The organism is Ensifer sp. 1H6, assembly GCF_001976035.1.
Lineage (GTDB): Bacteria > Pseudomonadota > Alphaproteobacteria > Rhizobiales > Rhizobiaceae > Ensifer > Ensifer canadensis.
Genome location: NZ_MOAI01000019.1, coordinates 106422 through 122132 on the forward strand (window position 1 = coordinate 106422; position 15711 = coordinate 122132).

Below are 15711 nucleotides of genomic sequence, written 5' to 3' on the forward strand. Positions count from 1 at the left end.
GCGTCAAACCCTACGTCGGCGGCTGAACTGAAGGACGGCTAGACGAAGAACCGCCCCTCGTAGAACCCATGGTCGATGTAGTGACGGGTGGCACCATCGAAGTCACCCCCGAAGTAGGCTAGCAAGTCTCCGTTACCTTGAGCATGAAGATACGAGTAGGCGTCAAAGGTGGATTGGCGCCCTTCATAGTATCCATTCTCAATGTAATGCTCAGTGCCGACAGCAGCATTGTCGCTAAATCCAACAATCAGGTCTGAATGCGAGGCGATATAGGTCAACCCGTTGAAATTGTCGCCACGCCCTTCATAAAAACCATTCTGCTTGAAGTGAGAAAGCCCCCTAGAGGCGTTGGCGCCGAACCCAACGATCAGATCGCCATAAGACGCGATATATTCCAGCGAACTGAAGGCATCGTCGGAACGGCCCTCACTCTTGCCGTGCTCAATGAAGTGCGCGGCCGCAGAGGTCAGGTCAGTGCGATAGCCAGCCCTCAGATCTGCATAGGCTCCAAGATAGAGCTGGGAGTCGAATGTAATCGTCCTGCCCTCTGCTAGGCCATGGTCTGCAAAGTGCAGGAAGAGCGCGTTCTCGTCTGTACCGTAGCCGGCGGCGAGATCAGCGTACGACGCGGCATAGTCCAGAATGGAATGCCCGCTTCCTGCCAAATCGAGCCCCTTTGCGCCGTCAGTGAAACTTAATGTCTCGACATCGACGAGAATATCGTTTCCGTAAGCAGAAGAGACGACTGCTCCTTCAACAAACTGAAAAACAAAGGCGTCCGACTGGGCAACATTGTAGTTAGCATTGTCGCGGCCACCCTCGCCGAATATGAGATCGTTTCCGCCCTGCCCGTCAAACCAGTTGTCTGCAGAATTTCCGATGATCCCGTCAGCCGATCTGCCGCCGATGACGTTTTCGATAATGGTGCCTCGAGCAATGCCCAGATTTCCGAACAGGCCGCCAACATCTGAGTAATGTTCTGGACGGATATCAATGAACTGCGGTTGCGAAGCGTTGGTGAAGTCGAAGGTGTCAATACCATTCGTATCAAAAATGGTTCTGGCGGTATTATTGACCCCAAACGAATCCTGGAAAGCGTAAGTGTCGTTCCCGATATGCGAAGCTGCCGGCCCGTAGAGATCTTGGATCGCGATAATGTCAGCGATCATAGGCGTGACTACATAGGCAAACGAGGCATTGGTCGTGGGGTTGTCGTCTTGGCTGAAGTACGACATGACCGTGGCTTGCCATGAGTCATTCGAAAACAGATTGTCGACGCCGTAGGTTGCATTGCCGTCATAGTTGCCTGCGTGGCCAAGCCCGAGTGCATGGCCAATCTCGTGGACGTACGTTTGCATCGAATAGGTGTCTCGACCGGTACCATACGAATTGAGCCAGTCGGTTGAGATGTTAACTATCGCAGAAGTCGTTGTGTTGCCAGAGTAGTAAGGCGTGGTGAATGCTCCTGCCCATGCATCATCAAGCTTGATGGAAGCACCGGTCGAAACGTGGAGGAAAGTGATCCCGCTCACCTCAGTCCAGGCATCGAGAGCCCATTGGGCCAATTGCTGCCCAGCGGTGGTCAAACCCGTCATATCGACGGTGATCGTCCTGCCGGCCGAAAGCGCGAACGCATGACGCGCCAGTCCATCAGCTTGCCAATGGCCATCTGTAAGTTGCCACGAAATCTGATCGTTATTGAAAAATGGACCAATCGGCATTGTGGAACTCCAAATCGTTACAAAATTGAGGGGCTAGATATAGAAACGCAGTAATGGGGCCAACGAGTTCTATAAGTCCTCGGCGCAGTCAAGGGTGATCGTATGGTTACTAAGTCGAAGGTAGCCGGGCCGATCCAACATGGTGTGGACAAGCTCTCATTGAGAGCCCATCGAATAGTTTAAAGCAGCTTGAAGTACCCTCTTGGTTGCATTTCCGACTTTTTAACCCTGAGTCGCAGATCAAGTCCATTCCCGAAATGCTACAGCACGGTGTAGCTTCCGGCTCACGACTAGCGCTTCGGGTCGGCGATCAGCGCATTGAACACAGGATGCAGTTGATAGGCTGCGCGACTGAACCTGTCGGCAAGCGTGGGGCGGTCGAGATCAATGCCTTGGTGGCTCATGATTCGTGCCTGTCGATTGAGCGGCGTTTGATCGGCATATTTGGAGACCAGAAAATGTGCCATCGTTGCTTCCGTCGGCAGCCCTGCCTGGATCCGACGCGGTGAGCCAGCTTTTCCCGGGCCATCTGTTCCACAGTTCATTCCGGTCGAGGTCGCAGCGGTGTTGCCTTGTTCTTTGTGTGACGGATGACGGATGACGGCGGTCGTGCCGACAACAAGCAATCTGCGCAAGTATCGGTCTCCCGCTTAGAGATGCCGCCGAGCTGTGTTGCTGTGTTTTGCCCCCGGTCGAATACTGTTGCTGCGTCGGGCCGAGCCAAGCGGCAAACTGCCTGCCTGAACGGAATTGTTCCGCCTCGGTAACGGTGGCGGCAACAGCCGTGGCTGCGACGATGCCAAGGCCGGGGATCCGCGCGAGCCTGCGACTGGCCTCGTTCTCTGTGTGCCAAGCTTCAAGCTGCTGATCCAAATTCAGCGATCTCAACGTTAAATGTCAAAGGTGAGCGTCCGGTGAGCCGATTTTTGTTCCAGCGATGACCCCGAACATTGCGCAGGAAAAGGAAGCACCGGCCGAAGCCCCAGCCTTTCTTTGCCCGTGTCAGTCCGATCGTCCGATCAGCAGATCGGCGATCTGCTCGTTCTCGTCGTCCGCTTCGCACTGTAGCGATAGCAGTCTCGCCGACACCAAAGGTGCGGCAGGCGAGCGCAATGCTCACCCCGCGTAGCGCCACTGCCTTCCCGGCCATCTCCCGGCGTTGAGATGGCCGCGAGTCGTCGGTTCTCAACCTGCAGAGCCCTCATCTGGCTGATCATCGACGCATCCATGCCGCCATACTTAGCTCGCCATTTGCAAAACGAGAAAGTTCTACTTTTGAACCCCGTTAATGCGCGGGAGGATTACCCCAGCATTGAAATAAGGCGTCTAGCCGGCCATCGCGGTGCCTCGCAACCGGTTTCTCCAAACTCCCGCCGAAAATCCAAATTAAGTCAAAGTTCACGCTGTTGCAGCACTTTCCGCTTCCCGATAGTATCTCCGCCCATATCCGCCCGAAATTGATTTATATATTGGGATGCGACGTTATCTATTCTATAGCGATTTGCAGCCGCAGGTACAGCTTTCAAAGCTAATTGGTACCGATCCGGATTTGAGGCAAAATCAGCGATCTCCTGCGCAACATCTTCGACCGGAATTTTCCAGTTATTCAGCTTTATTACTGTACCGACATCCACGTCATCTATCGTGAGCATATTGGGGATCTCGCCGACATTTGTACCGATGTAAGGCTTACCTGCAAAAAGGCAGTCGACAATTGTGAGGGGAAAACTTTCCGATTTAAACCGGCTGAGCATAATCCCCATATCCGATGCCGCGTAGTACCCGATCGAATCCTTGCTGAAGCCAACTGGATAAACATAGTCGGGAGCAGGCTTTTGCGAATACTCATCATAGATCGGCCCATTCCCCACCAAGATGAGGCGAATGTCACAACCGCTGATGGAACGGGCAATACCAACGGCTTCCACGCACTCTTCCCAGCCTTTATCCGGTATTGCCCGGCTCACGCAGCAAAGGACAAACGCATCGTCGGGAATACCGAGTTCGCTTCTTGATACAGGGACAACGACAGGCGGCTCCATCCCGTTTGGAAGTTTTCGGAATTTCTGTTCATCAAGGATCCCGCAATTCTTGAAAGGTACGATGTTTTTATCTGCAGTATAGACCCAAGTGGTGACGTTCTCATTCGCTGCTAATAGCTGCTCATCAGTCGTCTCGAATGCCTCGTTATGTTCGATCATTCCATGCAGCGCTGCGACATGTACTTTGAGGTCATCAAACATGTCAGCATACGCCATTGGCAATTTCTGGAAATGCCACTGATGTGAGTTCAATATTTCGATGCCATATTCCTCGATGACATTCTTGAGCATGGTGTCTGACACGTTTGCCAAAGGTATGTCGTTGCGAAGCAGCTTGCGTATGCCGCTCGTAAACGGATAGAAGCCGACGTTTAGGAAAAGCACTGAGTAACCTTGGCGCTTGAACTCGTTCGCCAGTCTGATCGGCAGAATTTCGGCTCCCCCCGGCGAAAATCCCATGGTGGGAATTAGGATGTTTCCCATCCGGGATTCACGTGCCTTCAAAACGCTGTCGAAATTGTACCACCTCTCAAACTGTGCATCGTCATTCCCCACTTTGATCCTATAGAAGTAGCGGTAGTTTTCTCTGCAACGTGCCAAAACTTCCATGGGCACGTCGTAAAGAGCGGCCACGGTGCGGTTGGCAATGCCGACCTCACGGTAAAAGATCTCCTTTCGGTATGTCGCCTCTGCTGTACTTCCTTCGTATCGGCGGAAAAAGTTAATCGCGTCGGGTCGGTAGGCAATTTTGCCACCTCGCAGAATGTGGAGATAGAATACCCAATCGCCCGCCACGCGCATGGACAGCCATTCATCGTCAGAGAGGAGCGATATCTCCTTTGGCGTCCGGAATAGCACTCCACTGGCGTTGGGTATCGTGTTTTTCAAACCCAGCGCGCATCGCACCTCATTGTATGAGGTATTCGTATAGGGGCCGTTCCATTGGTCGCGGCACTCAAGTTCGCCTACGTAATTCTCAAAGAAGTGGGGTAGCGTGGACTGATTTTGATCTACGAATACTGATTTCCCATAGGCAAGCATCACCGCTTCATCGCTGAAGGCACCAACCAGATTGCTGAGAAAGTCACGGTCACAGAAGTCGTCGCTCTCAGCTATCCATATGAGGTCACCAGTGGCCTCGCCGATACCTCGAGCCCATTGACGAAACGGGCTTCCGGTATTCTTTTCATTGTATAATTTGCGAGTCAGATCTGGATACATCTCGTGATATTCATCAAGAACTTCACGGCTTCTGTCCGAAGACTTGTCGTCCATCAAGATGACTTCAATATTTGTGTAACTCTGTTCGTATATGCTGGTCAGGCGTTTCCGCAGGTATTTTTCATGGTTATAGTTTGGGACGATGACCGTCACCTTAGGCATGAATTGTTGTGATGCCAGGCCGGTCAATGCCCTGGTGGTTTCGTTGAGGCGGAGGAAGCCTTGCGTGTCGCTTGCCTCCAGGTAAGTTCCACCACTCCAGTTGTTCCACGAGTCGATGAACACGAATCGCCGATCGCGAGCATGTGCGTTTCGTGCAGCGGCGAACGCCGCATCAAGCCACCGCCGATACGTTTGCGGATCGAAGCCGGTATGGACTACCGGTCTTTCCACGTCTTCTCCGCTGTCATCTTTTGGCAGGCTAACACATGGGAACATCGGATAGTCGGAAATCGAGGCACTTTGCGCACGCGACATTCCGTTCTGAGCGGCTATGTTGTAGGGAACCGTTGCTACCGAACCGCGTGTTTTCGTCGCGAAACCACCTGCCCCGCCATTCTTGGGCCGCAGGGGCGAGTCCAGCACTCCATCGCACACGTGAGCGAGTGACTCCGTCATCGCTTTATGAGGCTCAGTCGTCAGCGGGCGCGCCAAGATGAAGGGCTTGACCGCAGTATGCTTAGATATTCTTTCAGATATTGCTGAAATCGTGTCCAGGCAGCTAATATAGTCGCTGGGCAAATCAACAATCAGCAGCGGTCGGCTGCCTACATGAACATAGCGCCGATCAAGGAAATATCGGGACAGTGCGGCGGCAACCTCCCCCAAATCAATTGAAGCGTCAACAGGCTGAATTACCGCGAAATTTATGTCTATATCCCGATGCTTCATCAGGGTAGTTACAGGTGCTGATGCTCGCCTCTTTGTGCGGGTGGAAGGAACCTCGAAACAGTAGCCGTAAAGCCCATGTGCCTTTGCGATGCTCACCTGTTTGCGCAAGGTCTCCGCATCGGAGACGCCAAAATAACTGCCGTCCTGAAGCGGCTTTACTGGTTGAATGTGGCCGGGAAATTTCGGTCGAGCCCGTTGCACAGCTTCCCATTTCGGGGTGACGTAGAAAGCAAGCAGCTTTATGTCAGTCTCTATCGAGCCGAAGCGAGTATCATCCTCGTAGTGCCCAGCAGTTTCCTGGCGAGGCAAGCGAGACTCTGTGGTCCCTGCCACGACATAGTGAAAGAAGGGATTCACCGAGCCGTTGCGTATGTCGGCGTATTTTTCCAGATAAAACTTAGTGTCGAAATCATCGGAAGGGTTGCGGCCTTCCAGCCAGCCTTGTCGGCAGTAGTGTTCAACTGCCGTCCCCGGCTCGATATTCAGCTCCGGATACATTGACACATAGAAGCCTTCATCGAAAAGCCCCGATGCTTCTATGGCCGAAATCTCCTCTCTTATGTCCTTTTCCGGTCGATCGTTGCTTGGAGGTGAGCGAGGTGCGAATGTTTCGATGCTTGGTGCCCCGCCGACAATCTGATCGCTTGCTAAGGCTCGCCCCTCACTCTGTCCGAACCGAATATAATGAGCGAGTGGGTTGATGCCGGCGACCGATACATCCGGGTTCTCAGCCAGATAGCGCGTGGTCTTGAAGCGAGCAGAGGGATCGCGCCCCTCGTGCCAGCCACTTGTAACATAATGGATCACGGGATCTATTTTGGCCGCAACCACATCAGGATTGTGGGCAAGGTAGAACTCTGCATCAAAGAGATTACTTTCTCCGATGATCCGAACGTCGGCGGCATTCTCTAGATCATGTTGCGCGGATACGCCTCCCGTGCCGCGCCTCTCTTCTCTGCCGTATTTGTAGTAGTGGAGCAGCGGGTTCAATTCTTTGGCGGCGACGTCCGGATATGCGGCGAGATAGCCTATTGTACTGAAATGAACGGAAGGATCGCGACCCTCACGCCAGCCATGGGAGAGATAGTGTACCACTGGATCAACGTTCGCCGCGGCGACATCGGGGTTGCGGGTTAGGTAAAATGTGGCATCAAAGAGACCACTCCCCCGAATTGTTGCCAAGTCCGCGCGTGACGGGCGCCGGGCCGACGCCCCAAAGAAACGCGAAAGGGCAGAAGCTCTAGACGTCGGCCTAGCTTGAAAACGAGACATGAAAAGCTCCGTCAGTTGCGTCTGGAGAGTAGCGTTCTTTGATTGATAGGCTTGACTTTCTGCTTGATGTTTCGCGCAAACCTGCTGAAGCACGTCAATCTGGTTATCCTTTGCAGCAGCGAGATCAACAAGCTGTCCATGCAGACCAGTATTCTCGGATTTGAGACTCTCAAGATGACGCTGCTGGGTGGCAAGAGTGTCCTGCAATGCTGCAATTTCCGCCCCTTTCGTTTTGGAGAGTTCAGCCACCTTTCCATGTAGATCGACGTTTTCGGACTCGTGATGCTGCAAATCCGATTGAAGCGCCGCGCAAGTGTCCCCCAACGCCGCAATCTCTGTGTCCTTTGAGGTGACGACGTGATGCAGATGAATGTTCAGAGCGTTGATTTCATCCCTGCTGGCCAGCAGCTCATTACCCGCTCTTTCGATTCCTGAGGAAAGCGCGACCTTCTCCTCCGCTAGATGGCCGATATGCGCATCACGCTGTTGAACGTTCATGCGGAGTTCATCGATCACCTCAGCGCGCTCGCCGAGCTGCTGATGACGCTTCCGAAGCGCTGCGACCGCAAGCAGGGCGACGTCAAGTTGCTCTCGTGAAAAGCCCTCGCGCGAAGTTGGAGGCTCCGTCGAATACTCGAAACGTTCGAAGTCCCCCGCATAGAGCTCCTGGATCAGACGGACACTTGTGGGTGTGAGGAATTCGCGTTGGTATGGAATAAGGCTTTCGTTTGCCCGACGCGTCGCAAATGGACTTGGCACTCCCTTGCCGGTCCGTAATAGAAGAGCGGAGGTGAGTTCTTCCGTATTCTCCAACTGACTAATTATGTCATACTCAATGAGGTCGGGACGCAGAATGGCCTCTTGGGATCGCCAGTGATGATCCCAGTAGTGCGGTGCTTCATTCAGAGTGAGATGTTGCAAAAAACCTTCGAAAGAGGCAGAAATATCCTCCCAAGTTTCAAGAGGTCGGTTGAAAAAGGGAAGATGCCTGTAAGGGACCGCTTGTAGCGGCTCACGCAGCACAAGCTTCGATTGCCACGCGGAAAAGACGCGTTTGTAAGGGTTTCGCACAACTCCGAACCGGAAGACACTCTCCGACCGCAGGACTTCACTTATACTATCATCCGGCAGCCCGGTAACATCAGGAGCGACCTTCCAAAACACATGATGGATTGCAAGGTCAGAATCGGATTCAGGGCTTCCTTTGGCCGCCTGTATCGCTCGAGTGTGACCTTCGAGAGAAGCAAGCCACCATTTGAGAGAAGTGCAGGCGACTTTCGGGGTGCTGACATACAACAGGCTGTAACGAGGAGAATAGTAGCTGTTCCATTTCAAATATTCCGCCAGCCTATCATCCGACAAAACACCATTAATACTTTGCATAACTAACTCTCGTGCATTTTATTCTGCGCCTGAGGAGGCAACAACATTCAGTTTTGCCATTTCTTTGCTCGACAGCCAACTTAGTAAACGCCGAGCGCAAAGAAAATACTAGCTGGCTATCTTCAACAGATAGCGGCCGTATGATGTTTTTGAGAAGCGCTCCCCATGTTCTATCAGCCGCTCCCTTGTTATGAAGCCCTGGAGGTAGGCGACTTCCTCAATGCATGCAATATTTGTTCCCTGTCGATGCTGGATCACTCGAACGAACTCGCTGGCCTCTAGCAAGCTGTCGTGCGTTCCTGTATCAAGCCAGGCAAACCCTCTGGACATTTTTTCTACGAAAAGCGATCCAGCCTCCATGTAGATCCTGTTCAGATCGGTAATTTCATATTCGCCACGCGCTGATGGCTTCAAGTTCTTTGAGTACTCGACAACACGGTCGTCATAAAAATATAGGCCTGTTACAGCAAAGCGGGACTTTGGCTCCTGTGGCTTCTCTTCCAAGCTAATTGCATAGCCATCTGCTGCCAATTCAACGACCCCGTACCGCTCAGGATCTTCCACTTCATAAGCGAATACAGTCGCTCCCTTCTTGCGCTCGCTAGCGCGCGCAAGAAGGTCGTTCATTCCAGCTCCAAAGAAAATATTGTCGCCCAAGACGAGCGCCACATTGTCATTAGAGATGAACTCCTCGCCGATGGTAAACGCCTGCGCAAGTCCGTCTGGACTCGGCTGGATGGCATAAGAGATGTTAATGCCCCAAGCTTCACCACTTCCGAACAGTCGCTGATAACTGCCTATGTGATCGGGCGAAGAAATTAGGAGGACGTCCCGAATTCCAGCCATCATAAGGATAGAAAGGGGATAGTAGATCATCGGTTTGTCATAGACAGGAAGCAATTGTTTGTTGATTGCCAAGGTTGCCGGGTGGAGCCGGGTTCCGGATCCTCCTGCGAGAATTATACCTTTCATTTCTATACTCCGTGGGGCGATCGAGAGGGTCTGCCCGAAATTGTCGTTTGTTGCGAGTTGAAAAGGCTACCACGCAGGTGAAGGCCGGTATTTTCTGAAGTTATGTTCTGGGTCAAGATCGATTATAGACAGACTTTTCGAGCAGAGCTTGTCGTGATGGCTCGAAGGGTGCGGTAAGCAAAACATGCCCATCCCGCGTTTGTGGCAGCATCAGAATGGCCGCGAGCCCCCCCCCATATCTGCCCATTAATGTCGGGTCTGTCGTAGAGCATGCCCGGCACGAAATCGAGGTCGACGGTGTGCACATGCGGAAAATCGTTCCACGGCACATTTAGCATCCCAGCCCGGACGACCGGATTGGCGCTGTCATGAGCAAGAATCATCGTTGGCCGCCGCTTAGGAATGTAGCGCACGCATTGCAGCAGATCGCTAGTAACACCCGCTTCTTCGTGGCTGCCGTCGACCAAAATGAAATTGACCTCCTCGCGCCCGTAGTTCAACCGATCGATGATCGGGGGAAGCGTCACCGCGGAATCGCCGGTTACGAATGTCACATTGGGAAACAGGGGGCTGATTCGATGCTGATTTTCATCGATGTCGAAAGTGAAGACTCGCTTGCTAGCGGCAGCAATGGGTCGAAGGCTTCCACACTGGAACGTTCCGATTTCGATGCTGACCTCCGGTTTCAGTCTCGACAGTACATGCAGCAGCGCGGCCCGTTCACTGAATTGCATGTGCCAATTCTGATTGAGCACAGGATCGAATAATACGTCTTCGTAGGCGCTGGTCACGCTTCTTCTCCGGGATGATTTCAACTGCCTCTCGGTCGAGTTCCGACCAAAAATGGATCCTTCACAAAGTCGAGAACGGCATTTGCGTCTCTTCCAGTCTGCCTCTTACAAGATCACTCGACAGTTTGCGATAGGCGTCGATCATTTGATCCATATCGAATTTCAAGAACGCTTGGCGAGCGGGTTCCGTCAAAACAGATTTGAGCGATGGCTGGGTGATAAACCGGTTCATGGCATCCACAAGCGCTCCTTGCGAAACCTTGCCTGTCGCAGTATCGCGCGCGACTACGATACCGGCAGGGCACTCTTGAGTGCCTTTGCCAATCGCCCATGCACACATGCCGATATCGGAAACGATTGCTGGCTTTCCTTGCGCCAAAAATTCGATCAGCACAAGGGGGAGCGATTCCCCCGGAAACCAGCTTGGCATCAGACATACGTCGCTGATGTGGATATAATCTGCCAAGTGCGATGTATGTCTAATCAGTTGCAGGCCAGGCAGTGGAGCCATTGACCTCAACGCGTCGCTGGCGGGGCCGTCGCCGATCATCAGCAAGTGCAGGTCGGCGCCGTGACTAGAAGATTGCTGGAGTTCCCTAAAGGCAGCAAGGGCGACATTCCAACCCTTAGATTCGATCGCGCGGCTGGCCAACGTGAAAACCAACGCATCCTGCGCAATCCCCAGGTCCGACCGCTTGAGCCGGAATTGAGAAACAGGTGCGAAGCCGCTTACAATATGCGAAGTTCGTTTTGGCGCAATATGGCCCTCTTCAAATATCCTTTTGTTCTTTTCGGCAGTCCATATCCAATGGTCACAGTATTTTTCGGCACGGGCTAAGTCCTCACGCATCGTGGAAAATGATTTCGGGCTGCTCAGAACATTTTCATGGCAACCGTGCATAACGGTGATCCATGGGATTGAACGCGCCGATTCCGAAATCATCTTGCTGACCGCCCTGTCACCCCACCAATGACCACTGACCACTAGATCGAGCCCCCAGTCCTCCATGAAGGTGGCGATACCACCCGCCGCATCCATTTCCTGGTGGGTCACAATGGCGACTTCCGGTGAAATACGTTTGATGGTCGCAGGATTGTCAGCCTCATGTTCCGCGACGAACAAGACAGCGGGAGCCGGCAATTCGGTCCATCGATTTACAAACCGGGCGGCAAACATCTGTGCCCCGCCCCCCGACAAATCGCCCACACCATAAAGTACGCCCGGTTCGCGAAAAGCTGGGATGCCTTGCTGAGCCTGCGGCTCCGGCAAGGGCTTTTTCCAGCCGAACCGCTTAGCCTCCTGCTCAATATGCGCATCAAATGCTGCACGTCTGACCTTGTTACCACCGTACACGCTGTCAATCAGCAATCCGACATTCTCTAATTCCTGAAAGTAGGATTCTTTACCCTCTATGCCAGCCGTAACGCTTGTCTCATGGCGACGGTGATAATTAACCGCTTCATGGCAATACGCGATACGCCCTCCAGCAACTGCCACCAGGTAGAAGGCCCAGTCACCTGCAAGCTTGAATTGTTTGGCGATCTTGACGGCCCGCTGAGCACTTGAACGTCGCGTGACGACCGCGCTCGCATTCGGGATTGTATTGGCGCGACCTAGCGTCGAGTTGACTTCCTTGAACGCGGGCGCTGTGAACGACCTAGTCCAACGACCCGGAGCAATGCGATCGAGGTAAAGTTCGTTCCAATCGCCGGCGATCTCTCCCCGGGAATTGACCGGGATCGATCGTCCATGCACGAGACGCACGCCGGACGGAGAAAACGCCTCGACAGCCTTCCGTAGAAAATCCGGTTCACACCAATCGTCCGCCTCTGCCAACCATATGAGGTCGCCTTGGGCGAGGTCCACACCGCGCTCCCAAGCATTGAAGACAGACCCTCCGTTCCTCTCGGCCAAGAACAATTTGGCCTCAATATGCGCATCTGCAAACTCAGCCAGTATCTCGCGACTATTGTCCGTGGACGCGTCGTCCAGCAGCAATATCTCAATGTCCCGAAAAGTCTGGCTCGCGATGCTGTCGAGACGTTGCTTCAGATATGGTGCGCAATTGTAGCTTGGGACGATGACGGAAACTGCTGGCGGCAGCTTTGCTACCCGTCGAATGGTGGTCAGTAGCTTGGTGCAGCCCTTTTCGGTGACATAGGATGAAAGGACCCTTTCACGCGCGGTTCTTGCCATTGCCCAACGGGTATCCTCGTGGACCAAAAGTTGATCGACGGCGGCAAAAAAAGCCGCCTCATCTCCCAAAGGAACCGCGATACCAGCCGGCGATTTGCCCTCCGGTTCGATCATTGTGGTCATTCCGGTAGCTTCACGGAAGACGACAGAGGGCGTTCCCGCAAGGCCTGCCTCGAGACACACCAGCGGGAAAGGGTCCTCTGATGAGGGCAGCGCAAAGACATCTGCCGCCTTAAGGAAGGTCCGGAAATCCTCGCGATGACCGACAAAATCGACTAGATGGGAGACATCCAGCTTACCCGCAAGCTTCTTGAGTTTTGGGATATCCTCCCCGTGCCCCACCCAAACGAACCGCACATCGCGCCCTCGCGTCAAGGCGATGTGGGCTGCCATCCGAACGAAAACCTCCGGTTGCTTTCGCCAGTGAGCAACGCCGCATCCTACGACAAGCTTGGACTGCACGCTCAGTCCCATCCCCATGCGAATATCGCTCTTGTCGGTTGCAGACAGGAGGTTGCTCATATCCGGCTGATCTATAAACGCAGGAATATTCGAGAGCTTGTCTTCAGCAACGCCCCCCAGTTCGGAGAGATGTTCATAGACCGCCTGACCTCCACAAAATATGTGATCAGAGCGATCCAGGACGTCCCGGAGCTTGCCTTCGAACAGCTTCAGGATGGTCGGCATCTCGTGTACGTAGGAAAAAACTTCTGTCTTATAAGGATTTATCTTGAAGTATCCGCCGGCTGCAACCGAGTTGATGAAAGTGAAGGCAGGTTCTTCTTCCAAGAAAACACTCAAGCGACTCTGGAATTCAGCTACTGAGCGGTCGGGAATATCCTTCGCCCCGACGATGTAAAGCGGCGCAATCTGCTCCATCAGGGATGCGAGGGGGCCGCCGGTCATGGCGACGATTCGGACATCGAAGCTTGTATGATTCTGAAACCAACGTGCAATGCTGGCCAAGAGATTTGGAGCCCCGCCTACATTCAGATCGTGCACAACGAAAACAGCTTTGGCGGTCTTGCCGCCGCTCGGCTTGGCGTATTTTCCGAGGTTCTTAGCTGCTTGAAATTTCGTTGACGAACTTCGCCCGAGATACTGCAGACTCTGCGTGAAAAAGCTACGGGTCCCGATCCTTCGTTTCTCCCGCTGCCCGTAGAGGATGTAATGCACCAACGGGTTCATGCCAGCGGCCGAGACATCCGGATTCTCTGTCAAATAATCAGCAGTACTAAAGTGCGCGGACGGATCGCGCCCCTCGCGCCAACCATGAGTAAGATAGTGGACTGCGGGATCAATATTGGCCGCGGCCACATCGGGATTGCACGTGAGGTAAAATTCGGGATCGAGGAGACCGCTCTCCTGAACTGCCTCCAAGTGCGTACGCGAAGGGTGCCGGGCCAGTGCCCACATGAGACGCTGTAAGGCATATTTTATCCTTGCCGGTCTCATCCTGAAACGACGCATGGAGAACTTGGTCATAAACTACCTCTGGTACGCTCGGAACGTAGCGCATCTCAAGACTGAAACGCTTCGTCCATGGCCTTGTTCGGCGTTTAACCTACAGCCGACTGGTAAGTGGTAAAGGACCCCGACGACTTTCATTCTCCGTCGAACAAATTACGATCCCGCGAACTGAAAGCATTTCAGCGTATGCAATTAGCGCCTCTTCTGGTCGAAGTTCGGCGAGATAGGGTGACCACTGTGACAGGATTGCAGCGTGTAACTGCGCGGCAATCTGTCCCTATCAGAGTTCATCTTCCTTGCATGGTAGGCGCTCATCCGAAATGAGCTGATATTCGCATCCACGACGTGCGGTCTTTTGCAATACGGGCTGGCCAGGAACCAGTGAACGGCGAATTTTCGTCATATGTGGGCTGACTTCTATATCTTTGATCATCGGATGCGCCGACTTCTCCACTTTCGCCGGATTACCAAATTGGCCAAAGAACTTGTTCAGCATGAAGTACTCTCCCGGAATTGCGCTTGGAGACGAGTACCCCGACGCGCTGGGCGCGGTCAATTCGAAAACACGGACCTGCTCCAACTAGCCCTAAAAACTGGCGCACCGGACAAGCAACTTAAGCGGGAGGCCCAAGCGCGGGCTTCTCGAACTCGACGACCTGATCCGGCTTCTCCGAACTAGCCGTTTCGCCTCGCGTTTTCCGGCAATTTGCTGGCTGGAAAAGGGATGGGAAAACGACAACGATGTCGATGTCGATGTCTTTGGACACTAGGACGGCCATCCGCTTTGGCTAGCTTCTATGTTTTAGCAAGCCACCGGAAGGTTTGCTCCAGCCCTTCTTCGAATTGGGTCCTCGGTTGCCAATTCAAAGAATGTCTAGCCCGGCTGACGTCGAGAACGCTAATCGGCACATCGACCATACGACCGTCGCGCCGGATGACCCGGCATTGCTTGCCAGTGACTTTTTCCAGGCTATCAATAACTTCGTTGATTGTGCGCGCAATTCCGCTGCCAATATTGAAGATCCGATCCTCACCCTTGTGGCTTGCAGAAAGAATGAGCGCGTCAACAACATCATTTACATAGAGGTAGTCCCGGGCGACGCTGCCGTCGCCCCATATTTCGACGGGTTGATCCGCCAGGATCCGACGAAGAAACGCCGCAATCACCCCCTGATTTTTAGACGCCACCTGAAGCGGCCCGAAAGGATTCGCAACCCTCAACACTCGATAGTCGATTCCGTGAAGATACGAATACAGGTGAAGGTAACGCTCGATGGAAAGTTTTGAGATTCCGTACGAGGTCAAGGGCCAGCAGGGCGCGTCCTCAGGCGTGGGCAGTATATCCGGAATTCCATAGATCGTGCCGCCGGATGAAGCGAAGACGACCCGCTTGACGTTTTCCGCCTTGCATACTTCCAGCAACTGAAGCGACCCAACTACGTTCAGCCTAACATCTGCCACCTTGTCGACGTTCGCGCTAGACGGCGTTGTCGCATTCACGAGATGAAACACGACATCGCAACCCTCGATCGCGGCCGCTAGACTAGAAGGATCGTTGAAGTCTCCCTGAAACCATTCCACATCACGCAGCGCGTCTGGGAAGCTCTGCCGGCGTCCAAATGCCTTCAGACTTCCAACCTGACCTTTCAGCCTGCGGCATAAATGGGTTCCGATGAAACCGCCTCCGCCGAGAACAACGCATCTCATCTCTGATAAAGGGGGCAATTCCATCTCGGTGGCCTGTGCTGGTT

At 53.4% G+C, this 15711-nt stretch carries 7 protein-coding genes and 3 pseudogenes; all 10 read right to left on the minus strand.

Annotated features, from left to right (window positions below; translation table 11 throughout):
* Positions 1-38: 38 nt before the first annotated feature.
* Positions 39-1721 (minus strand): M10 family metallopeptidase, encoded by a 1683-nt coding sequence (locus BKP54_RS21855; RefSeq protein WP_084814919.1) that lies wholly within the window; start codon positions 1719-1721, stop codon positions 39-41.
* A 293-nt stretch (positions 1722-2014) separates the two neighbouring features.
* Positions 2015-2254: pseudogene (locus tag BKP54_RS21860) on the minus strand (transposase); the annotation flags it as partial.
* Positions 2255-2374: 120 nt separating this feature from the next.
* Positions 2375-2594, minus strand: a pseudogene (locus tag BKP54_RS36680) (transposase); the annotation flags it as partial.
* Between the two features lie 43 nt (positions 2595-2637).
* Positions 2638-2983 (minus strand): annotated as a pseudogene (locus BKP54_RS36115) (IS3 family transposase); the annotation flags it as partial.
* A 129-nt stretch (positions 2984-3112) separates the two neighbouring features.
* On the minus strand, positions 3113-8530 hold the full coding sequence (locus BKP54_RS21875; protein ID WP_084814921.1) for a glycoside hydrolase family 99-like domain-containing protein: 5418 nt from the start codon (positions 8528-8530) through the stop codon (positions 3113-3115).
* A gap of 108 nt (positions 8531-8638) precedes the next feature.
* A complete protein-coding gene (rfbA, locus tag BKP54_RS21880) occupies positions 8639-9502 on the minus strand; it encodes a glucose-1-phosphate thymidylyltransferase RfbA (RefSeq protein ID WP_084814922.1) in 864 nt (287 codons plus the stop codon).
* Positions 9503-9624: 122 nt separating this feature from the next.
* Positions 9625-10293 carry a class I SAM-dependent methyltransferase gene (locus BKP54_RS21885; protein WP_084814923.1) on the minus strand — a complete coding sequence of 223 codons (669 nt, stop codon included), beginning with the start codon at positions 10291-10293 and terminating at the stop codon, positions 9625-9627.
* Between the two features lie 61 nt (positions 10294-10354).
* Positions 10355-13975, minus strand: a complete 3621-nt coding sequence (locus BKP54_RS21890; protein ID WP_084814924.1) for a glycosyltransferase — start codon at positions 13973-13975, stop codon at positions 10355-10357.
* Positions 13976-14240: 265 nt separating this feature from the next.
* Positions 14241-14456 carry a hypothetical protein gene (locus BKP54_RS21895; RefSeq protein ID WP_084814925.1) on the minus strand — a complete coding sequence of 72 codons (216 nt, stop codon included), beginning with the start codon at positions 14454-14456 and terminating at the stop codon, positions 14241-14243.
* 299 nt (positions 14457-14755) lie between these two features.
* Complete coding sequence (locus BKP54_RS21900; RefSeq protein WP_084814926.1) at positions 14756-15691, minus strand: NAD-dependent epimerase/dehydratase family protein; 936 nt, start codon at positions 15689-15691, stop codon at positions 14756-14758.
* Positions 15692-15711 lie beyond the last annotated feature (20 nt).

Excerpts from the sequence above, each read along its gene's own strand:
- BKP54_RS21855 (WP_084814919.1), bottom strand. The coding sequence starts at position 1,721 with ATGCCGATTGGTCCATTTTTCAATAACGATCAGATTTCGTGGCAACTT.
- rfbA (WP_084814922.1), bottom strand. The coding sequence starts at position 9,502 with ATGAAAGGTATAATTCTCGCAGGAGGATCCGGAACCCGGCTCCACCCG.
- BKP54_RS21900 (WP_084814926.1), bottom strand. The coding sequence starts at position 15,691 with ATGGAATTGCCCCCTTTATCAGAGATGAGATGCGTTGTTCTCGGCGGA.
- BKP54_RS21875 (WP_084814921.1), bottom strand. The coding sequence starts at position 8,530 with ATGCAAAGTATTAATGGTGTTTTGTCGGATGATAGGCTGGCGGAATAT.
- BKP54_RS21890 (WP_084814924.1), bottom strand. The coding sequence starts at position 13,975 with ATGACCAAGTTCTCCATGCGTCGTTTCAGGATGAGACCGGCAAGGATA.
- BKP54_RS21895 (WP_084814925.1), bottom strand. The coding sequence starts at position 14,456 with ATGCTGAACAAGTTCTTTGGCCAATTTGGTAATCCGGCGAAAGTGGAG.